This window comes from Nocardia cyriacigeorgica GUH-2, from assembly GCF_000284035.1.
GTDB classification, from domain to species: domain Bacteria; phylum Actinomycetota; class Actinomycetes; order Mycobacteriales; family Mycobacteriaceae; genus Nocardia; species Nocardia cyriacigeorgica_B.
On record NC_016887.1, the window covers coordinates 3,217,605 to 3,239,384 of the forward strand.

The 21,780-nt window shown below is 65.0% G+C and carries 18 protein-coding genes; 9 read left to right on the forward strand and 9 right to left on the reverse strand.

Features of this window, described 5'->3' with window-relative positions; all coding sequences use genetic code 11:
• Positions 1-1,120: 1,120 nt before the first annotated feature.
• A complete protein-coding gene (locus NOCYR_RS14440) occupies positions 1,121-2,437 on the reverse strand; it encodes a wax ester/triacylglycerol synthase family O-acyltransferase (RefSeq protein ID WP_014351121.1) in 1,317 nt (438 codons plus the stop codon).
• Positions 2,438-2,752: 315 nt separating this feature from the next.
• Between NOCYR_RS14440 and NOCYR_RS14445 the strand changes: the two genes are divergently transcribed.
• The gene (locus NOCYR_RS14445) at positions 2,753-3,283 is read left to right on the forward strand and encodes a hypothetical protein (RefSeq protein WP_048833371.1); all 531 of its coding nucleotides are present in this window, start codon (positions 2,753-2,755) and stop codon (positions 3,281-3,283) included.
• A gap of 19 nt (positions 3,284-3,302) precedes the next feature.
• Positions 3,303-4,676, forward strand: a complete 1,374-nt coding sequence (locus tag NOCYR_RS14450) for a wax ester/triacylglycerol synthase domain-containing protein (protein ID WP_048833372.1) — start codon at positions 3,303-3,305, stop codon at positions 4,674-4,676.
• Positions 4,677-5,220: 544 nt separating this feature from the next.
• Here the strand turns inward: NOCYR_RS14450 and NOCYR_RS14460 are convergent.
• Both NOCYR_RS14460 and NOCYR_RS14465 read right to left on the reverse strand, forming a co-directional pair.
• Positions 5,221-6,093, reverse strand: a complete 873-nt coding sequence (locus tag NOCYR_RS14460) for a universal stress protein (protein ID WP_330981611.1) — start codon at positions 6,091-6,093, stop codon at positions 5,221-5,223.
• Positions 6,094-6,177: 84 nt separating this feature from the next.
• Positions 6,178-6,678: a pyridoxamine 5'-phosphate oxidase family protein gene (locus NOCYR_RS14465; protein WP_014351124.1), complete on the reverse strand. Its 501-nt coding sequence runs from the start codon at positions 6,676-6,678 to the stop codon at positions 6,178-6,180.
• 332 nt (positions 6,679-7,010) lie between these two features.
• Between NOCYR_RS14465 and NOCYR_RS14470 the strand changes: the two genes are divergently transcribed.
• Positions 7,011-7,910 (forward strand): universal stress protein, encoded by a 900-nt coding sequence (locus NOCYR_RS14470; RefSeq protein ID WP_048833375.1) that lies wholly within the window; start codon positions 7,011-7,013, stop codon positions 7,908-7,910.
• A 26-nt stretch (positions 7,911-7,936) separates the two neighbouring features.
• On the opposite strand, the gene NOCYR_RS14475 is transcribed toward NOCYR_RS14470, so the two are convergent.
• On the reverse strand, positions 7,937-8,911 hold the full coding sequence (locus tag NOCYR_RS14475) for an Acg family FMN-binding oxidoreductase (RefSeq protein ID WP_081505405.1): 975 nt from the start codon (positions 8,909-8,911) through the stop codon (positions 7,937-7,939).
• Positions 8,912-9,092: 181 nt separating this feature from the next.
• On the opposite strand from NOCYR_RS14475, the gene NOCYR_RS14480 reads away from it, so the two are divergent.
• From NOCYR_RS14480 to NOCYR_RS14490, 3 genes are all read left to right on the forward strand, one after another.
• Complete coding sequence (locus NOCYR_RS14480) at positions 9,093-9,536, forward strand: CBS domain-containing protein (RefSeq protein WP_048833376.1); 444 nt, start codon at positions 9,093-9,095, stop codon at positions 9,534-9,536.
• A 132-nt stretch (positions 9,537-9,668) separates the two neighbouring features.
• Positions 9,669-10,223, forward strand: coding sequence for a flavodoxin domain-containing protein (locus NOCYR_RS14485; protein ID WP_014351128.1), 555 nt, complete (start codon positions 9,669-9,671; stop codon positions 10,221-10,223).
• A 39-nt stretch (positions 10,224-10,262) separates the two neighbouring features.
• The gene (locus tag NOCYR_RS14490; RefSeq protein WP_014351129.1) at positions 10,263-10,769 is read left to right on the forward strand and encodes a DUF2267 domain-containing protein; all 507 of its coding nucleotides are present in this window, start codon (positions 10,263-10,265) and stop codon (positions 10,767-10,769) included.
• Between the two features lie 1,154 nt (positions 10,770-11,923).
• Here the strand turns inward: NOCYR_RS14490 and NOCYR_RS14495 are convergent.
• The 3 genes from NOCYR_RS14495 to NOCYR_RS14505 form a co-directional block, all read right to left on the reverse strand.
• Positions 11,924-12,232, reverse strand: a complete 309-nt coding sequence (locus tag NOCYR_RS14495; RefSeq protein ID WP_146089026.1) for a hypothetical protein — start codon at positions 12,230-12,232, stop codon at positions 11,924-11,926.
• Between the two features lie 102 nt (positions 12,233-12,334).
• Complete coding sequence (locus NOCYR_RS14500; RefSeq protein WP_048834171.1) at positions 12,335-13,237, reverse strand: universal stress protein; 903 nt, start codon at positions 13,235-13,237, stop codon at positions 12,335-12,337.
• A 44-nt stretch (positions 13,238-13,281) separates the two neighbouring features.
• Positions 13,282-13,875, reverse strand: coding sequence for a hypothetical protein (locus tag NOCYR_RS14505; RefSeq protein WP_148280643.1), 594 nt, complete (start codon positions 13,873-13,875; stop codon positions 13,282-13,284).
• Positions 13,876-14,102: 227 nt separating this feature from the next.
• On the opposite strand from NOCYR_RS14505, the gene NOCYR_RS14510 reads away from it, so the two are divergent.
• Positions 14,103-15,005 carry a universal stress protein gene (locus NOCYR_RS14510; RefSeq protein ID WP_014351133.1) on the forward strand — a complete coding sequence of 301 codons (903 nt, stop codon included), beginning with the start codon at positions 14,103-14,105 and terminating at the stop codon, positions 15,003-15,005.
• A gap of 21 nt (positions 15,006-15,026) precedes the next feature.
• Here NOCYR_RS14510 and NOCYR_RS14515 read toward each other — a convergent pair whose 3' ends face one another.
• Together NOCYR_RS14515 and NOCYR_RS14520 are read right to left on the reverse strand one after the other, a co-directional pair.
• Positions 15,027-15,905, reverse strand: coding sequence for a magnesium transporter (locus NOCYR_RS14515; RefSeq protein ID WP_014351134.1), 879 nt, complete (start codon positions 15,903-15,905; stop codon positions 15,027-15,029).
• A gap of 151 nt (positions 15,906-16,056) precedes the next feature.
• On the reverse strand, positions 16,057-17,037 hold the full coding sequence (locus tag NOCYR_RS14520) for an Acg family FMN-binding oxidoreductase (protein ID WP_014351135.1): 981 nt from the start codon (positions 17,035-17,037) through the stop codon (positions 16,057-16,059).
• Positions 17,038-17,299: 262 nt separating this feature from the next.
• On the opposite strand from NOCYR_RS14520, the gene NOCYR_RS14525 reads away from it, so the two are divergent.
• Together NOCYR_RS14525 and NOCYR_RS14530 are read left to right on the forward strand one after the other, a co-directional pair.
• Positions 17,300-18,172, forward strand: coding sequence for a universal stress protein (locus NOCYR_RS14525; RefSeq protein WP_014351136.1), 873 nt, complete (start codon positions 17,300-17,302; stop codon positions 18,170-18,172).
• 223 nt (positions 18,173-18,395) lie between these two features.
• On the forward strand, positions 18,396-21,776 hold the full coding sequence (locus NOCYR_RS14530) for a beta-phosphoglucomutase family hydrolase (protein ID WP_081505407.1): 3,381 nt from the start codon (positions 18,396-18,398) through the stop codon (positions 21,774-21,776).
• Positions 21,777-21,780 lie beyond the last annotated feature (4 nt).

Sequence of the window (21,780 nt, forward strand, 5' to 3'; positions counted from 1 at the left end):
CAGAACAGCAGGGACGTACGGCCGGAGTTCTCCGCCGAAGAGTGGACATACACGTGGCACTACTGCACGGACGGCCCTGTGTGCCAATCAATTCCGTCCACGTCTGCAGCCTTCTCGTCTGGAGCGCGACGACCGTGTTTGGCCTCCAGGTCCGCCGCGAGCCATCGATACGCGAGCCATATCAAGAACACGATCGATGGTGCCGCGGCGATCCATCCGATCGCGGTTCGCGTTGGCGATGGGTTCGAAACTCCGAACAACTCAACCGCAATGTACGTCGCCAGGCCATAGGGCAGAGCTATTAGAACCGTTACCGGAACCACAATCACCAGTGGCAGACCTATGCCAGGGAATGGACCTGTGGGATTCTTACGACCTGTCACCCCGACAGATACTACAAGTGCCGACTCAGATACGCACGGCCAGTGCGGCATTCGGCACACAGAAGGGTAAGGTATACGCAAAGGAGACCAACGCAGTCAGGACCATCCCCAGGCAGATCGTCCTCGCCGAGCACCGGCACGATCGCCGGGCCATCATCACCGACCTCGCTATCCAGGTCCGCGCCGGAGCTCGCAATTGGACACCGGCCATTGCCCCGGCCGTGGACGCGACCGCTATAGCGACACCTCGGACATGGACGGCGGGCCCACACGAACTCCACGAGAGCGCCCCAGTGCATCCTCAGCGACACGACCGCGGCTACCAGCCGATGAGCAGCGGTCATATGTCGCCCCCTTGCGACGCCGATGTCGCCCGGGCCAATACGGCGCCGCGGTCCATCTGCCGGTCGCCCACGAGGTCGGCCATCGTCGAGTTCGACGTGACATCCAGCTGGCGCATTAGGACACGCAGCAGGACGATCAGAACTAGGTGTCCCTCGATTCGGACGTGACGAAGCGGCACCTCCGAGAGAACATGAAGGCGATAGCGTACACGCTGCCGGCACCGAAAAGATCATCTCTCGTGGGCGCGATGAAAATTACCGCGAAGAAACCGATGCGGCCTGTGAGGACACCGGATCGTGCGAATCCAGCTCCCCACAGACCGACCTGTTGACCTTACAAGGTTCGGGGCGTCCTGGCGAAACGCAGTTCGGTATCAACCCTTCGGGTGGCTCTCATCGCAACGCGAGTTCCTCGATGGACCGTTTGATGCCGGCTGCCAGGACATCGATGTCACCGGTCGTGTCGTAATCCCCGGTGATTCCGACTGCGAGTTGGTCGGCATAGCTGAGGATCGCGACCGCTGTGCGTAGTCGCATCGCGATGGGAACAGCAGGAAGGAGTTCGAGCACACGGCACCCGTGCAGGGTCAGCGCGTGCCGTGGGCCGGGTACGTTCGTGGCGATCGCGCCGACGCCTCGTTGGGGCAGTTTGCCGACGAGTCTCAAGGTCCATGCGACTGGCGCGAAGGGCAGCCACCTAGCTACTGACAGCACGTTGCGCTCGGCGCTCGACGCGCCGCTCGACTTGTGTTCCTGCATCGTCTCGTGGACCAGGCGCAATCGCTCGACGGGGTCGGGGCAGTGGACCGGCAGATAGGGCAACAGTGCTGACACCCGGTTGTCGAGAACGTATTTGGCGTGTTCGGCTCGCATGGAGACCGGGACCAAGATACGCAGCAGGTGTACCGTGGGCTCCTCGCCTCGTCCGAGGAGAACGTCTCGGTAGCCACCGGCGATCGCGGAAAGTACGACGTCGTTGACGGTGACCGCGTGGGCGGCACTTATGCGAGAGACCGTCGACAGTGGCACGCGAACCGCGGTGTATCGCCGTTGGTGCCCGATCGGGCCGTTCAAGGACGAGCCCGGCCCGGGCTTCACCACGGCGGCGCCCACCGGCGCGAGGTTGCGGATCGTGGTGAGAACGGCACCGGGTATCGCTGCCGGCAGGCGCAGCATGGCAGACAGAGACGGCCGGGTGCGCTGGGGTTGCTGCCTGAGCACCGTGGGACGCGTTTGCTCGGTGACCGGTTCGCAGAGCCGTTCGAACATGGCCACGCCGGAAACACCGTCGAGCAGGCTGTGATGGGCTTTGACTATCAACGCCCGGCGATCGTCGGACACTTCCTCGACTACCACGCATTGCCACAGAGGCCTGTCGCGGTCGAGCCGCTCTTCCAGTTCGACGGCAACCAGTTCCCACAGTGCCGACTCGTCGCGCGGAGTGGGAAGCGCGGCCCAGCGTAGGTGATGGCCGAGGTCGAAGTTCGGGTCGGGCTCCCAGGCCGGTGTGGCTATGTCGAGCGGTGCTCGGTGCACCCGTTGACGTAGCCTCGGCACCTCACGAATCTGACGTTCCAGCGCGTCGAAGAACTGATCACGAGGTGGGGGCGATCCCGCCATGATCGCGACGACCCCGATGCCCAGGCTGACGCGCCAGTCGGCATCTTCGAGTTCCATGAATCCTGAATCAAGCGGCCGGAGGTCGGTCATGGCGTGACCTCCCTGTTGCTCAACAGCGATCGACTCGGTTCGATCGGATACACCAAGAGTCCTCCAGGACATGACGCGCGCGCAGCGGCCGATTGTCACTGCCCGCAGGGCCGGTGGTCGCATGGCTCGATACGCGAACGAAGGCCAGCAGTTGTCGAGTCAGCGATGCGAGCCGCCCTGCTCGAACCAGGCGGAACCAGTGGCCAAGGTCCGTGACAACACCGCCATTCGACACTGTGGCCAAGACCACGTCGGTGCATATGGTGCATGACAGTTGGTCAGTTACGTCTGGGCTCGATGGGAGGCACGGGGCAAATGCGCGCATTGGTGGTCTTCGAATCGGTTTTCGGCAGTACCGCCGCTGTTGCACGCGCCGTCGCCCGCGGCCTCGGTCGGCACGGCACGGTGGAACTCGTTGACGTCGCCGCGGCGCCGGCCACCCGGCCGACCCTGAATGGTGGCGATTTGCTGGTCGTCGGTGGCCCCACCCACGCGTTCGGCATGAGTAGAGTCCGTACTCGACGGCGTGGCGCCGAACGGACCGGCGACACCACGGTCATCGACACCGGCATCAGGGAATGGCTCGCCGCCGCGCCGCCGGCAGAACCAGCCTCATACGCCGCGACGTTCGCCACCCGGGCCGCGAAACCCCGCTGGCTGACCGGCTCGGCAGCACATGATGCCGCCCAGCTGCGGCAATTGGGTTTCGAGCTGATAGCGGGACCCGAGGACTTTCTTGTCGCGAAGACATCAGGACCGCTGCTCAGCGGTGAACTCGAGCGCGCCACACGGTGGGCTGATCGGCTCGGCCAGATAGCGCGCCCTCGTATGTCTCGACCGTACTGACCGGAGAGGACGCACGCGGATGACTCGACTTCCTCCGACCGACTACCTCACGTGGCGATTACAGCGCGATCCCGTTCTCCAGCCGACGATCGTGTCGGTCTTGATGCTCGATAGCAGGCCGGATTGGAACGCGCTCATCGATGCGGTCGATCGTTGCACGCGGGCCGTGCCCGAGCTGCGGCGGCAGCTCATCTCGTCGGCACTGCCACTGACCGCGCCCCATTGGGAATCGGATACATGGTTCGACCTGTCGTGGCACGTACAGCGGGCTTCCCTGATCCCGCGAGTTGATCTCGACGCCGTGCTCGAATTCGCGCGTCGCGAGGCGATGACGCCGTTCGACCCGGACCGCCCCTTGTGGCGCTCCACCTTGCTCACCAGTCCGGACGACAGCAGCGGATCCGCCTTGGTCCTGAAGATCCATCACAGCCTTACCGACGGCATCAGCGGTGTCCGCATCCTCGCCAGGCTCTGCGACCTCGAGCGATCCCCCGATCCAAGCACGATCCGCCCCGCACCGCCCGTGCAGGAGCGTGCGAACCTCCGCAGTTCAGTCATCGGGGAGTGCTCACAGAACTTCAGGTCGATCCAGCGCAATTGCTCAAGATCGGTGGCGGCGTGCTTGGGTCTGGCCAAGCATCCTCGTCAGACCGCTCGTGATGGCTTCGAACTCGCCGTATCCCTGGCGCGCCTGGTTCGGCCGATCACGTCGACCCTGTCCCCGGTGATGGTGAACCGTGGATACGGGCGCCGCCTCGCCGCGTTCGAGGTCCCGGTCGATGCGCTGGTCCGCGCGGCTCATGCCAACGGCGGCACAGTCAATGATGCGTTCTTGACCGCTGTCCTCATCGGCTTGCGCCGTTATCACCTCCTGCATGGGTTCTCGGTGCGAAGCCTGCGGGTCACGATGCCGATCAGTCTCCGGACCCCGGATGACCCGTTGGGCGGTAATCGAATCAGCCTGTCGCGCTTCATGATGCCTGCCGACCGCACCGACCCCGTGGACGTGATGCATCGGGTCCACGAGCTCGTACGCTGCCAAGTGCGCGAGCGTTCGATACAGCACTCCGGCGCCGTGGCAGCGGTCCTGAGCCGGATGCCGATTACGTTGATAGCGGGCATACTCGAACACGTCGACTTCGTCGCCTCCGACGTTCCTGGATCGCCGGCCCCGCTCTACCTCGCAGGCGCGAGGATCGAGCGGCTGTTCGCGTTCAGCCCCACCCTCGGCACGGCGCTGAATGTGACCATGACGTCGTATGCGGGCACATGCTTCATCGGCGTCAATATCGACACGGCCGCTGTACCTGATGTCTCCGCGCTCACGGAGTGCCTCGTCAGCGGCTTCGACGCCGTGCTGGGTCTCTCCGGGGGACGTGCCGCGGAGAGCTGATGAGCGTGCGTGTTGAGCAAGCGGTTGATGCGCGTCCCTCCGCGGCTCGTGCTGGGCCGCTTCGGCCGCACCAACCGTCGCAGCCGATCACTTGCGCCCGTGGGAGTGGCCACCCTCCGTGCGATCGGCCGATTCAACTGATGGCCCGTATCGTGCAGGCGGCCTGTCGCCGGCGCCGGCAGCGCGTTGCGGCAGTAGCCTCATGGCGAACAGGTTCGGGAGTCACGACCGCGTGTGCGAGAACGGGGCTCCCTCGACTGCCGGACTGAACGCTCGGCTCATACCACCGGAGGCGATGATGGTGCGCAGATCCAACCGGAGTCTCGCTGTCGTCGTACTGTTCCTTATGACGACGGGAACAGTGTTCATCGTTGCGATCGGAGCCCTTTCCTTGCTGACGGGCTACCGCCTGACGCTCGGGGCGGTTATCGCGGCCTCGACCGTCGCGGTTCTCGCGACCACTGCACCCCTCGTGTGGTGGCGAGCCCGCGCCGGAATCAAACCCGACCACGGCGACCAGCCCTAGCACTGCGGGCGTTCGAACTCAGTCAGGATGGACCACCATCACCGGACAATGCGCGTGCTGCACCAGATAGTTACTCGTCGAACCGAGCAGCAGTCCGCGGAATCCGCCACGTCCTCGACTACCTACGACGAGCAATTGCGCGCTCTTCGACCACTGCATCAGATGCTGACGTGGACCGGAAAGGTAGACCTCCCGGCTGACCTCTACCGTCGGGTACTTCTCCTGCCAGCCTGCCAACCGCTCCGACAGCAGCGCCTTTTCTCCTGCCTCGAGATCAGTCGTCGGGAGATCCAGGTATGAGGTCCCGGCGAACACTCCCTGGGATAGATCGCTCCAGGCGTGGATGGCGACGAGCCCCGTCGCGCGCTCGGAGGCCTCGTTGAAGGCCGCTTCGATCGCGGGCTCGCCCACCGAACTGCCGTCTACACCGACGACGATGGGTCCACTGTCGCGCACGATGTGCTCGGGATGCGCCTCGCGTACGACGACGATGCGCCCGCGACCATGGCTGACGACGGCCAGCAGGGTCGATCCCAGGTGCGCGAGCGTGCCGACCATGGTCCCGGCACCGATCACCGTCATATAGGCGCTCTCCGACTGCTCGATGAGCAACCGCGCCGGATTGCTTTCCGACAGCTCGATGACGACGTCGAGGTCCGGGTCGATATCAGCTGCTATGCGTTCGGCCGAGGCCAGGACCTGTTCACCATTCTTGCGAACGTTCTCGGCAACGGGCGGCACGACGACGTCGTAAGAGGTGAGCATCGCGCTCGTCGCCCTGAAGTCGTAACCGTGGACGATGACGAGACGACGACCGCGCGCCGACGCGGTTTTCGCAGCCCATTCCACCGCACGGGTGCTCGCGGCTGAGCCATCGGTTCCCACCACCACCGCAGCGGAAGCCAGGGAATGCAGATCACGAGCTGGTTGCGGGGTCATGGCTTATGCCTTCCGTGCCGTTCCGGTAATCCGTTCTCAGTGTCGATCGAGTTCGCGATCTTCCCCAGGGACTTCCGACCCCTCTTGTGAGGACCCGATGCTCTCGGTGTCGACGAGCTGGATTCCGTTGACCAGCGTCGGCTCGATCTCGATCACGTCATCCATGGCCAGGCCGACCCAGGGCCGGAGCAGATCTTGATATCGATTGATCCGATCTCGATCGGTGACCGGCCGCGCGGTTCCTGTCACCACAACCGACCATCCGGTGCGGCTGACCACGTCGATGTCGTCGGCTTGGTAGGCGACGACCATGACCGGCAGATTGTGGACCGCCGCCGAGAAGTCAGAGGCCAGTCGGGTACGGAGGATGACCGAGCCACCGTCGACGATGTGGTTGACCGGCCGGATTGCCGGGAGAGCGTCGCGTGTGTACACGACGCGACCGAAGGGAGCCTTCGCCAGTAGGGCCAGCGCATGGTCGCGCTCCAACTCGACGACTCGCCGGCGCGCTGCATCTGTGGTGATCGAACCGCTCATATTGCTGTCCTTCCAAAGGTTCCCGTCATGGGATGCGGCATGCCGAGAGTCGAATCGCCGATGGCTCGCGGTTCGAGCCGTCACAGGCGGAGTCGTCGATGCGGTTGTCCGCGTCCGTATCTGATGTCCGTCGCCTGAACCGCTCAATATCACCAGGACATCGGATGCGCAGATAGGGCCGAAAGTCGCGGCCGAAGGCGACGAACTACCCCAGTCGGCGAAGATCTGGGCGGCGCGGCGAACGGACTTCCGACGACAAGGGGCCGATGGTCCTCGTCGTACAGGTACGGATGCCCTGTCGGCCGGCACCGACCGAGGGGACGCTCAAAGGTATGAGCGAGATCACCACCGCGAGCTACGTACCCGACGGGCCCACTAAGCGACATGTCGTCGTCGGAGTCGACGGATCATCCACAGCGATCCGGGCTGCTCATTGGGCTGCCGTCGAGGCCGACGCGAGGCAGGTTCCTCTGCTCCTGGTGCACGTGGCACGCCGGCATGCGTGCGCACCCGAGGGTGCCGACATGCTCGAATTCACGCGGCAGGCCATTGTCGAACGGTGGGCACAAACCTCACGGACGGCTCCACCATCCATCACCGCCCTGACGCTGCGCGGGAATCCGGCCACGAAACTGATCGAGTTGTCGACCACCGCCGAACTGCTGGTGATCGGCAGCGTGGGCCGCAGCTCAGGGGCGCGCGCACTGCTCGGATCTGTGGCCACCGACTTGGCCGCGGAATCGCGCTGTCCGGTCGCGGTGATTCGCCCGCTGCAAAGTGGGGCCTCAGCTGTCGGACCGATTCTAGTGGTTACCGAGCCGGCACTCGCGGGCTCACCGAACGCGGTCGCGGAGGCCTTCCAGGCTGCCGCGGACCGCCACAGTGAGGTCTTGGTGGTCGATATCGCCCGACCGACTACGTGGGCTTCATCGGGGCGGGCCATACAACATCATGCCGAGAGTTGGCTCGACGAGCAGCGCCGTTGTCACCCGGCCGTACCGGTCCGCGTGGTGACCTACCTCGGTCACCCCCGGACAGCGATCGAGAAATTCAGTGTCACAGCACAATTGGTTGTCGTCGGACGGACGCTTAAGCAGCACTGGCCACACCTCACCGACGCCATGCGTACGGCGCTGTGCCACACGCGTTGCGCGGTACTGATCGTCCCCGACGGCGATCCTCGGACGCAACAATCCCCCGCACCGCCTACTGCCATCCCAGCAAGGGCCTGACCGGTCTATCGGTCCGGATGTAACGGCTACTGCCGGCTGGTTACCTCGAGGATCTCGTCGACGGTTCGCCTCGGCGTCCGCGGTGGGCGAGCAGCCAACGGCCGACCGACTCGGATCAAGACCTGGGGATGTGCTTCACCAGTGAGCTCGACCAGCATGTTCCTGGCAGCCGGAAGCTCGGTCATGTGAGTCAGAGTGCAGGTGGACAAAGCCTGAACGGTGGATTCGAGCAAGACTGCCGACAATGCCGCCCCGCAGTCGATCAACGCGTTCGGCGAATCGTCGGCGCTCGACAACATGAGCACCGTCGCCTGGTCGTCGACTTCGCTGTCGGAATCGGCGGTGCCGGCCGGAAAGGTTCGGCCGCTGGCCACCCGCGCGCGCTGCTCGGCGGTCGGCAGTGTCGAGGCCGGCACGCCGGGCTCTCCTTCAGGCATGGCCGTCCACCAGGCAAGTTCGGATTGATACTTCGGGTCGTAGCGCCGAAGCCCGGTCGCCACCTGCGAGATCTTGACCAGCTCACGGCGTTGCGCCTCATCGAGGACCAGCAGGGAGACCGAATGTCGACGGCAGAGGTGGTCCAAGACGATCTCGACCGCGGGCCAACCCTCTGGTGCGGCCATCACCATCCTATCGGTGTACCGATCGTCGATCGCGGCGGCAAGCAGCTGGTCCGGCTCTACCGGAACATGGCGGCGGAGCGGGCGCAGAGTCGCGATGTGTGACCGGTCCGGCGGCTCGGGGAACCGGCTGACCTGGACCTCCCAGCCGGCCGCGGCCCACGCCACGGCGGCGTGGTCGAGCATCACACCGCACGCGAGCATGCCTTGGCGGTTGAACGTGTCTGTTGCCGGAAGAAGGCGAGCCGGGGCCAGGAACAGATCCGTGTCGATGCCGTCCCACCGCCACCGCCATGGCTGACTGTTGTGCAGAGAGGGCGCCCGCGATGCGCGCGCCAACACCGAACGGACCGTAGCCAGATCCGGGCTCGGGCTGCTCATCACCTCACCTCTTTCGGCAGTGCGATCAACGCCACGTGGCCCACCGTACACGGCCGGCCAGACGTGGTCCGGTAGCCGATGACCACGGAGTTGATGACCATATGCCCTGGTGGCGACGCCGGGCATGGCCGAATGATGATCCCGAAGGAGCATGCCCATCGGAAGTCAGGAGGTTGTCGTCATGACCACTACAGAGGCTGTCATGCACCCCGACGTGGCCTGCATTACCGTTCGCGACACGATGGATGTCGCTGCCCAGCGAATGCGTCAGCTCGATGTCGGTGCGCTGCCGATCTGCGATGGGGAAGGTCGTCCGGTCGGGATCGTCACCGATCGCGACATCATCATCAAGGTCATCGCGCTCGGCGAGAACCCGAAAACCACCACCGCAGGTGAGCTCGCCCAAGGGGACGAGCTGTTGACAGTCGATGCCGCCGCGGATATCGGCGACGCGCTGTCGTTGATGGAGCAGCATCAGATTCGCCGGCTACCGGTCACGAATCAGGGCAAGCTCGTAGGCATCATCACCGAAGCCGATCTCGCGCGCCGGCTGCCCGAGCAGACCGTCGGGGAGTTCGTCGAAGCGGTGTGCGCCCAACATCTGCCGACTACAACCGAGGCCTGACCTGACCGACACAACAATGGTCTGTCCAGGACCCGACGGATTGCGTCAGCGGTTCGAACAAGGTCATTGGACCCCGCAACCCGGGCATCATGGCTCTCCCGCCCGCACGCCCCGGCGAGAAGTCTTCACAATATGGATAACACCAAGCCCCGCATAGCTATCCTTTACGCGACCGAACAGGGATCGACCCGCGACATAGCCGAGTTCATCGCCGACGACTTGGCCGGGAGAGGCGCCGAGGTAGCGCTGCACGACATCGAACACGCACCGGACTTGTCGCGGTTCGAGACGGTCATCATCGGCAGCGCCATCCACCACATGGACCTGCTTCCGTCGGCGTCCGCCTATATCCGCACGCACCGCGAGGAGCTCGCCGCAGCCAAGGTATGGCTGTTCAGCGTCGGGCTCGGCCCCGCGTTGGGCGGTCCGCTGGGGCGCCGGCTCGGTCGAATCGTTCCGAAGAAGGTTGCCGACCTTCGTGACATGATCAATCCGCAGGAGTACCAGGCCTTCGCGGGACGATACGAACGCGCCGGAGTCGGATGGAAAGCACGCACTCTGTACCGCCTGATGGGAGGCGCCCACTACGGCGATCTGCGGGACTGGGGCGCTATCCGCGCATGGTCGGATCGTGTCGCGAGGGCCCTCGGACTGCCACACCCCGTCACCAACACTGTTCACCCCTGATCCGGATTGCCTACCGAGGCACGACGATAGGACCTGCACGTGCACGATCACGACGACCCGCTCGCCCCGGCGATACACACCGCCTACGAGTGGCTCAGGGCGATCACCGAGGACTTGGGGACCTTCGATCGTGCGTTCGCACACCGGGTGATCCGTGCATGGCTGCACAGCGTGCGCGACCGGCTCGGCGTCGCGACGACCGCCCAGCTCGGTGCCCAGCTTCCGGAGGTCTTCCGAGGAATCCTGTACGAGGGCTGGAGACCCTCACATGTTCCCAAGCGTCACGATACCGACGGATTCCTCGCCCAGTTCGCAGAGGAGGCCGGCGTAACGACCGACGAGGCGGCCGCGCTGGCGGCCATCGTGACCGAGGCATTCTCCGGCCTCTTCTCCGAAGGACAGCTCGATAGAACGTTTGCCGAGCTACCTCGCGATTTGCGTGAACTCCTGCGCGGCGATCTGCTCAGCGGAACGATGCACGACCATGCTGCCCCACATCTCGCACGCCGACGCTCTCCCACTCGAAGCGAAAGCGCCACCGACTAGCCTGGACCCGCAGAACGACTGCGCACGACCAGGCTGTGAGTGGCGGATGAAATCATAGACGCCACGGCGCGGATCGAACACCGTCTGATCACCTGCGCAACTGTCATATATCAGCCAGTTGCCCTGACCCTTCAATAGGGCGGGCTCCACGGCGATTTTTTCGGCGAGCCTGAACTGGGGTGAAGTCTACTTGCGAATATGATTGGCAATGTGATGGCCGATGATTGAAGCCAACGTAGGGCGTCGAGTGGATGTCACGAGGTTGCTCCGAATCCAAGACGCGAGTGATGCGCTCCTCCCGGTATCCGCGTTCGCGAGCTTCTTGAACGATGTGAATTCCGTATACATTGCAGCCGCCCCACTACATCTCGCACGGATTCCTCGGCACAGACTTCACTATTTCGAGAATCCTACCTTCCTAGAAAAATACATCGCCCTAGGCGACGCGGAACGGTACACATTCAGCCGTGAGCCGCTGCCGCTCGTAGTACGAGATGTGCGCATAGGGTCGGTGTGGGTCGACCTAGCGGTAGAAGGTGCTACGACGGGCACCAAACTCGCCGTGGCGTGGGGTTCACTCTGGACCGTTGCGAAGGCGCTCCGGGCTGGACCCGGTCATCTTGCTGACTGGGCTGCCATCGGCCCTACAGCGAAAGCGAAAAGGACGCAGGCACAGGCGGATGAAGCAGAGGCTGAAGTGCGGCTTCGCAATGCGGATTTGGCGCTAGCCCGCATCCGAGCTGCAGCACCGAACCTTACGGCGTTTGTAGTCGACGAGCACGGCACCGAACTCAGAGGCGAACCGCCAGCGCCATCCTAGGGTGTGTTTCCGCAGCTGGTTTCGCGGCAAACAGAACCTGTTGCGGGGCGTGGAAAGTTGGTGATGTGGCGAGATCTCGGCAGTTGGTTGGTCGACCAATATTCAAGTGAACACCGGAGACCTCGTGAACAGCGTAGCGGCGGCGGGCCGTGCCGATCTGACCGATGCCCAATGCTTGGAGTTGAAGCCACTCTTGCCTGCGGGTACGAAACATGGACATCCGACTAGGTGGTCGAACACCAGCTGATCGCCAGCATCGAAGTGGCGGATCGGCGCTGGCATGTCCGTGGCGCGATGTTCCACCGGTGTACCGGGGTGGCGAACCATGTACGGGCTATTGCGCTGGCAACATGACGACACCTAGGGAACGCTCCTCACCGCTCTGCAAGTTCACGCCGATGCCGCGGGCGAGATCGAGTAGATGTTGAGCATGGATTCGGCCGTCGCTGCGCACCTGCACGCCGCTGGTGCCCGTCGCCAGTGAGGCACCGCGAGTCTTCGAATCGAGTGGCAGCCGCCCGGTGAGATTGCAGATGGTGCATTCGATGGCGTACGGCGCCCAGTGTTGCACGGCTTGGAAGATTGGTGGACGGCCACTGCGGTGGACTTTGGCCGCACGATGTTCTGCTTGATCGGCCTGCACTGACCCTCCACAGCGCGCGTCGCGGCGATTAGCCTGCGGTTGTCCAGCCGAAGCCAATGAAACACGGCCTAAAAAATGGCCTCACATTCGCGGGCCTCCGTTTCAGCGGGAGCGAACCACGACGACTGGGCACGTCACGGTGTGCAGTAGGGCATTGCTGGTCGAGCCAAGCAACATGCTGGCGAATCCGCCGCGACCATGGCTTCCGACCACCACCATCTGCGCGTAATCGGATTGATCATGCAGCGCGTGGGTGGGCCGGTTCGGCACAATCAGCCGGCGTACAGCGACATCGGGGTATTTCTCCGCGAAACCAGCGAGCCGCTCCGCCAGGACGGCTCGTTCCGCCTCCCGAACCGAATCCCAATCTTGCACAGGAAGTTCCAGGGAGCTGATGTCGCTCCAGGCGTGCAGGGCGACCACACCGACGTTGCGGCGAGCCGCCGCATCGAATGCGTACTCGATTGCGGGGACGCTGTTTTCGGTGCCATCAACGCCGACGAGGATCGGCTTGCCGGCCGAAACCGGATCGAGGGCGGCGAAATCGTGGGTGACCGCCACCGGGCAATGGGCGTGCCTGGTCACGGCCGTGCTGACCGAGCCCAGCAGGCCACGATGGAACGCGCCCAGCCCCCGGCTGCCAACGGCCAGTATCTGCGCTCTCTTCGAGCGGTCCAGAAGAGTCGGGACGATGAAGTCGGAAGTCACCTCGGTGGTCACCGACAACGCCTGGTCCCCGACAGCTTGACGGGCGACCCTCGCCGCTTCGGTCACGATTCGCTCACCGTCGGTACGCATGTATTCCTGCTCGCTGTCGGAGAGGTCGGTCCCCTCCCGCAACGCCGACGACAACGCCAGCCCTGTCGAGGTGATCAGGTGCAGACGCGCCTGATGCAGCAGCGCTTCGGCCGCTGCCCATGCGCCAGCTTGATAAGAGCTAGCCGATCCGTCGACCGCAGCAAGCACCAGCCGATCACCGGACAGGCGCGGGTTTGCTTCAGACATGTGCATCCCTTTCTTCCATCCTGTCGGTCGGCCGGGTCAGCCGACTACGACATGTCACCGGTGACGGGCTTATCGAAATGCGCCCATTCGCGGTCCCATTGCTGGGCGTTTCGGCGGTCCGCCGCAACCGACGCGACGCGGATGAGTCCCAATCCGAAAAGGCAGGCCGCGGCCATGATGAACGCCGCTACACCGACGCCGGCGAAGACAGCCGTAGCCGGGCTACGCGGAGCTCTGGTCGGTGCGCCCTGATCGTCGAGCCAGACGGAGACGCGGTCACCGATGTCAGTAGTGCGCGGAACGGGGACGGTGCCCGTCCGGGCCGCACCGCCACTATCCCAGCGCACCTGGGCCTCGAAGTCGTGTGCCTCGGTCCATTCCGGCTCGGTGAGCACGGTGGCTTCGACGGATACGGCACTGGCATGCTCGGCTCGGACACGGACCACATCATCGGTGTACACCTCGGTGCCGACCGTCAGCGCCAGCGGCACTGCCAGCACGATGGCGCCGAACACCACCGCGCGCAGGAGGAACAGCATCCGTTCCGACGTGCGCACCAAGGGGCTGGGGTTCCATGGCCGCCCACACCACCACGCCGGAGCACAGCCCATCGAGTGGACCTCTGCGTCGTCGGCCATGGCGAGACCTCCCTCGGAACGGCGAACCCTTGACCTCCTTCGAGCTTCGCGCGCGCAGCGGGCCGAACGACAGGGAAGGAAGTCACCGGAGCGAAGGGTCTACCGGCACCACCGGGCGCGAGGAGGCTTTGTACCCGCTCCGCGAGGACTTCCGACCGGCGCGATCCGGCGCTCACCTGGCATAACGTGCCTGATGAGCGTACGGCGACAAGGAAAGGGACGCAGGCATGTCCGCGCTGGATATCGATGATGAGCGGTGGCCGATCGTGGTCGGCGTCGATGGTTGCGAAGCCAGTGACCTTGCGGTGCGCTGGGCGGCGGAGACCGCCGCGGCGAGAGATCGTCGACTCCGCATCGTACACGCCGTCGACCTGGCAGCCGCAGCGAGTGTGCTCGAGCCCTATGAACTTCTCGTTCCGCCGGTTCGCGAAGCCATGCGCGAGCACGGCGTCGATTGTCTGGCCGCCGCGAAAAGACTCGCCCAGTCCGTCGACGCAGGACTGCGCGTCGACACCGAATCCGTGGACGGCACACCGGCACGAGTGCTCATCGAGCAGTCTGCCACCGCGCACATGACCGCTATCGGTGCGTGGGGTGTCAGCGGCGGCGGTCTTCTCGGTTCGACCGTGCTATCGGTCTCGGCACACGCGCACGGTGCGGTTGTGGTCGTCCGAGACACGGGCACCGAACAGCGAACTCGTCGCTCGGGACCGGTGGTAGTCGGGGTCGACGGCAGCGAGTTCAGTCGTGCCGCGGTAGCTGCGGCCTTCTTCGAGGCCGGCGAACGCCACTGCGAACTCCTCGTCGTCCACTGCTGGAGCGACCTGCGATTCGGCTGGTTCGCCGGACTCCCCGACGCCATCGCCGATCGAGGTGCTGAATCGGCCGCGCAGGAACTGGTGACCCAGCAGCTGGCCGGATGGGCGGATAAGTACCCGGATGTGACGGTGAAGCGCAAGCTCTACATGTCGGGGCCCTGTCATCACTTGGTCGAATGGTCGAAGTCGGCACAGCTCGTGGTGACCGGCAGTCGCGGCCGTGGAGGGTTCGCCGGATTGCTACTCGGCTCGACAAGCAATGCCCTGGTACAGAGTGCTCATTGCCCGGTCATGGTCGTCCATCCGCGGTGACCAGTCATCGTCGCGACGCCGTCAACTCACGATGACGGTGCTGACCGACAGGTACACCAGAATCGACAGTAGATCCTGGACGACCGTGGCCACCGGACCGGACCCGAACGCCGGATCGACGCCGAGTTTCGAGAACAGCCAAGGCAACACCATCGCCACCGCGGCGGCTACCGAGCACGCCGCGAACAATGAGAAGGCGACCGCAAGGGATACCGGCGGCGCGCCCCAGAAAAGCAGTGTTGTGGGATAAGCGACCGCAGCGATCAGTGCGCCGATGATCAAGCCGGTGACTGCCTCGCGCCACACGATGCTGCGCATGCCGACTCCGACGGACAATCCACGGATGACCAGGGCCTCGGTTTGGGTACCGACAGCATCGGCAAGGTAGACCACGCCCGGGATGAAAAAGGCGACCAGGACCTCGCGCTGGAGCTGAGCGTGGAAGGCATCAACGGCCCCGGCTGCCAGCATCGCGCCCATGAGGCCGAAAAGCAGCCATGGCACGCGGTGCCAGAGCCGCCGGCCCACGCGCTCGGTAGTCGCGGAGCGTGCACCCGCGGTCGAGGCCAGGTAGCCCGACAGGCGCGCGACATCCTCATCGTGTTCTTGCAGCAACACCGAGAGCAGCCGCTGTGGCGGGATGACGCCGAGCCAGCGGCCCTCGGCATCGACCACGCCCAGCCCGGCCTCATTGTGGTGCAGCGCCTTCCAGACCGCACGCTCCTGATCTTCGTGGCCGGCCACAACAGGTGGGTCCGGATCCATCACCTCGGCCACTCGAGCATCGGGGCGGGCGGCCAACAGCCCTTCGATCGTGGTCAAGCCGGCGAGGCGGGTGCCGACACAGACCGCGATCACCGATACGCTGGTGAAGCGCTTGCCGTGCAAGCCGGTCAGCACTTGCGCGACAGTCTGATCCGGGCGTGAGACGGGTACGTCCCGCCGCGCGAGCGCTGCCGCCGAAGTCAGCAGCGGAGGTGACGTCATCGACTCACTCGATTGCCGGCTGGCCGGGGATTCCTCGGACCGTCCTGCTGTGTTCGTCGGCGGTTCAATCGACATCGGCTGGGTACAACAGGTCCTCCACCGGTCGACGCGGTGTGGCGGGAATCGGCTCATTGCTGGTCGGCGCCCAGCCGACTCGGATGAACGCGTGCGGATAGCAGGTCCCGTTCAGCATGTCCGACCGGATCCTCTCACGCTGGGCCGGGATCTCGAGCGGTTCGGTGAGCGCACACGAGGCCAACCCGACGTTCGTGGCGGTCAGGAGAACCGCACTCAACGCCTCACCGGCACGCAACCGGGACACACGGTCGTCGGCCGAGGTACCCAGCATCAGCAACTCCGCGTAATCGCGTTCTTTGGCAGGATCGGCCAGTTCAGGGGCTGCGAACGCGCGAGCGGGCAGCTCATCGCCGGCACGCACCGATGGTGTATTGCGGGCCGGCACCCCGTCCAAGCTGCCATGCCTGCCCGACCATACGGCTAGTTCGAAACGATATTCGGGGTCAGCGGCGTGCACGCGCGCCGCTGTCCGGGCGGCGGCAACCAACACATCTTTGTCGGCGTCGCGCACCGGCCGCAGAACTGCCCCCGACGCCGATGCCCGTTCGGTCAGCAAACCGCGGTAACCGGGCGGAATCGGCCACGAGGTGTAGTGGCGGCGATCGGTCCGCCGCTGGTGAATCGCTGCGCTCATCTCAATTTCGAGGCTGGTGGCGCGATGGGCGACCAGGGTGACGGCAGCGAGGTGGTTCGGATCATCCGGGTTCGGCAGCCGGTGAACGACCGTTGCCCAGCCCATCGCCGCGGACGCGACCGACAGGTGGTGCAAAGCAGCACCGCAACTGAGAACCAGGTCGCGCTGATCGGGGTCGGTCGTCGGAAGCGCCCGCGTTTCGTCGAAGTAGAGGTGGACACTGCGATCGGCGATACGCCAGCGCCACGGCTGGATATTGTGCACCGACGGCGCCCGGCCGGCGAGCGCGAGTACCGCCTTAACGGTGTTGTCGTCAGGCAATCCGCGGTCCATGATGTCCGTCCTTCGTTCGAGATGGTTGCCACCACGGTGGCACCGCAGCCACACCGTGGATAAGGGCATGAGGACCCCTCCTGCGGTGACTTCGGACGGCTGTCGCGGTGGCCTGCGGCCGGCGTGGCCCGAACATGTGATGCGCCGCGTCTTTGGTCCTCGACAGCGGTGACCAAGGACCAGCGCCCCTGACTTCATGTACTGCCTAGCCTTCAGCTATCGGGCCGAAAGGGCGCCGCAGTGAACAAGGAAGGGTCCGCTTATGTCCGTACCCACGAATCAACCGGTCGTCGTCGGCGTGGACGGCTCCGAGCAGTCGCTGGTCGCGGTCCGGTGGGCGGCCGAATACGCCGCACACCACCATGCGCCGCTGGAGCTGGTCTACGCGATCGGCGTGCCGGCCGACTTCGTTCCCGGCCTGTCCGGGCCGCCATTGGATTACGAGGGGCTCCGCGAGCACGGTGCGAACGTGCTCGCCGAGGCGGCCGAAGCAGCCACCGAAGCCGCGGCGCCGGCCGCTTCGATCGACGTGACCACCGCGGTAGTCGGCGCGAACCCCATTCCCGTGCTGCGTGACCGAAGCCGCAGGACGCGGCTCGTCGTGGTCGGCAGCCGTGGGTTGGGGGCGTTCCGGCGCACGCTGCTCGGCTCGGTGAGCACGGCGCTGGCCCGGTATGCCGCCGGAGCCGTCGCGATCATTCCCGAGCACGAGGCGCACGGATGGCAGGGCCCGGTGGTGGTCGGCGTAGACGGCTCCCGGCACGGTGCCCGCGCGGTCGCGATCGCGTTCGCGGAAGCGTCTGCCCGAGGCACGAGCCTCGTCGCGGTGCACGCGTGGACCGAATTCGCCCGGTACGAGTCCCGGCCCGCCATGCAGACCGAGGCCGAAGCGCTTCTGTCGGAGAGCATCGCGGGGTACCGCGAGATATACCCCGAGGTAGCGGTGAAACGCGTTGTGGTGGAAGACCGCCCGGTCCGGGCGATACTGCATGCCGCCGAATCCGCACAGCTGATCGTCGTCGGCAGCCATGGCCGCGGTGGGTTCGCCGGAATGACCCTCGGGTCGGTCAGCCAGGCTGTGCTGCACACGGCCGAATGCCCACTCATCATCGTCCGTGAGCCTGGCGACGGGTAATCCCAGCGTAACGACACCGAGGCCCTCAGACACCTGGAACGGTCGCCCCCGATCCCCCACCGGCTTCCGGTTGTGGTCAGCGTGGCTTCAGCCGGAAGACCTGGATACGTCGTCCGATTTCGGCAGTCTTACGTAGGCTTCTCCGCCCTGTGAGCGACCGAACCGTTCGACGAGCCGATAGGCGCGGCCGGTCTCTGTATCCGGATCCACGTATCGCAGAGTCATGGGGCGGTTTTTCCTCGCACACGCCGGCCGTTCGGTTGTTCTTCGGCGACTAAAGGCACTTTTCTTCCCTCGGCATGGCGAGCAAGATCGAGGCGTGCAGGATGCGCACCGGCCCACATCGGGTCCGCAACCAACGACAGGGTCGGTTAAGCGGTTGGAACCGCTATCGGGCTCGTCGCCGCGCACCGCCAACGGCTACGCGGCTGTGGTCTTCGACATGGACGGAGTAGTTACCGACACCGCCACTGTCCACGCCGCCGCATGGAAGACCCTTTTCCACAGGGTTTTGCCGCAGTTGGACGGCAACGCAGCGCCTTTCGATCCGATCCGGGACTACCGTGACTACGTCGACGGCCGAAGCCGGGAGGACGGAGTTCGGTCCTTCCTCGTATCGCGCGGCATCGACCTACCGGAAGGCAGTCCGGATGACGACCCGAGCCGGCTGACCGTCGCGGGCCTGGCCTCGCTCAAACAGAACCTTTTCGCCGATGAACTCGCCGAATCCGGGGTCCGGGTCTTCCCCGACGCCAGGCGCCTGCTTCAGGGCCTGCACGCCGCCGGTGTACCAACTGCCCTGGTGACTGCAAGCCGGAACAGTACGGCCGTCCTCGACACCGCCGGCATCACTGATCTGTTCACTGTCCGAGTCGACGGCACCGACGCTCGACGGCTGGCTCTGCCGGGCAAGCCCGAACCGGCCATGTTCCTCGAGGCCGCGCGACGACTCGGATTCGACCCGAGCGAGGTCGTGGTTCTCGAAGATGCGACCGCGGGAATTCAAGCCGCCGCCCACGGCGGATTCGGCTTCGTCGTTGGAGTCGACCACACCGGAGCTGGAGCACAGCTGGGCTCGGCGGGAGCCGACATCGTCGTCACCGACCTCGCCGACCTCGACCTGATTCCCCGCACCGATTTCCCGCCTGGTCGACGCCTGCGGTGGGGTGCGGGCGCGACCAGCGCGAGTCCGGGCGGATGGAATCTCATCTACGACGACTTCGACCCGGCACAGCAAGGCACCCGCGAAGCACTCTGTACCACGGGCAACGGCTACTGGGCCTCGCGCGGTTCCTTTCCCGGCACGACAGCGGACGGCACCCACTACCCGGGGACCTATTTCGCCGGCGTCTACAACAGGCAGATATCCGAAGTCGGTGGTCACAGCCTCGAAACCGAGCATCTCGTCAACGGACCGGACTGGGCCCACCTCGTCGTCCGCCGAGCCGACGGGACCGAGCTGACGGCCGGAGCACCGGGCATGGTCAGCCATCATCAGAACCTGGATATCCGAGCCGGGGTATTGACCTGCATCGACCGCTATCGAGACCGCGAGGGGCGGTTCACTCGCATCGTCAGCCGGCGGTTTCACTCGGTCACCGACCCGCATCTGGCGGCTGTTCAACTCACGGTCGAGGCGGAGAATTGGTCCGGTACCGTCACAATAACCTCGGCGATCAACTGCCGGGTCGCCAACCGTAACGTCGCCGCCGACCGCGCGCTCAACGCCGACCATCTCGGTTCGTTCCGGCATAGCGAGCTCGATGCCGAAACTCTGTTGTTTGAGGCCATTACCAGACAATCCGAGGTCACGATCGCCACCGCGACCCGCACCCATGTCGCGGACGCCGAACATGTCGAGCGTCGCTATCGCCCGGACTCTCGCTGCCCCGCCCACGAGTTCACCATCGACCTTCGACCCGGAATCCCGGTCGTCATCGAGAAAGTCGCCGCGGCATCGACATCCAGAGATCCGGGCATTTCGACCGCGGCATCCGACGCGGCTTCGCGCATCGAGCAAGCGGCGAGTCTTCCGGTGTTGCTGGCTGCGCATGTGAGCATGTGGGACCAACTATGGGATCGGTTCGGGATTCGCCTCGTCGACGGCTCCCGCCATCGGCTGGCACTCAACCTGCATGTCTTCCACGTCCTGCAGGCAACAGTCACTGCGAACCCCGATATCGACGCCGGGCTGCCCGCCCGTGGTCTGCACGGTGAGGCCTACCGGGGGCACATCTTCTGGGACGAACTGTTCGTGTACCCCATGCTGACCCTGCGCCGCCCCGAACTCACGAGGTCCTTCCTGCTGTATCGGTACCGTAGGCTCGACCGTGCTCGCGCCAACGCGCGCGCCGCGGGCCTGGCCGGCGCACTGTTTCCCTGGCAGAGCGGCAGCGACGGCCGTGACGAAACTCCGCGAGCTTTGCTCAATGTCCGCAATGGCCAGTGGATTCCCGACAACTCGTTCCGTCAGTATCATGTCGGCCTTGCCATCGCCTACAGCGTGTGGCAGTACTACCAGACCACCGCCGATCAGCGATTCCTGATCGACTGCGGAGCCGAGATCGTCATCGAGGTCGCACGACTGTTCGCCTCCCTCGCGGCGCACGATCCCACCGACGACCGCTTCGACATCAGCGGCATCATGGGACCCGACGAATACCACGACGGGTACCCCGACCGTCCGCGCGAAGGCATTCGCAACAACACCTACACCAACGTGCTCGCCTCATGGGCATTGCGCCGCGCGCGCGAGATAGTCACCCTCCTCGAAGGACACGATTGCGGACCACTGTGGGACCGGCTCCGGCTGCGCCCTGACGAACCCCGGCTGTGGGACCGTATCAGCCGCCGGCTTCGCGTGCCCTTCCACCGCGACGGCATCATCAGCCAGTTCGACGGCTACGAGAATCTCGATGAATTCGACTGGGAAGCCTACAGATCCCGATACGGGCACATCGAGCGGCTCGACCTCATCTTGCAAGCGGAAGGCGATACCACCAACCGCTACAAGGTCTCCAAACAGGCCGACGTGCTGATGCTGTTCTATCTGTTCTCCGCCGAAGAGCTCCGGGAGATGTTCGAGCACCTCGGCTACGCGTTGCCACCCGACCTCATCCCACGGACCGTCGATTACTACGTCAACCGCACCAGCCATGGATCGACCTTGAGCCGCCTGGCACACGCATGGGTGCTCGCACGTACCGACCGCGCCAAGTCCTGGTCGTTGTTCACACAGGCGCTGGAAGCCGACCTCGCCGACACACAGCGCGGCACCACTCGCGAGGGCGTCCACATCGGCGCGATGGCAGGAACCGCGGACATGATCCTGCGCTGCTACGGCGGCATCGAGACCCGTCACGACATGCTGCGGTTACACCCGGTGCTCCCTACCGAACTCACCGAAGCCGAGTTCACCGTGTCCTACCGGGAGCAACCCATCACGATTACCGTCACCCACACCCACGTCACCCTTCGACTCCATCCGAGTGCCGCGGCGCCCATACGCGCCCATGTCGAAGACACCGAACGCGACCTAGGACCCGGCCAAATCTGGGAGGTGCCGCTTCAGACGCGCCTCGACCACCTTCGACCCTCGCGATGACGAC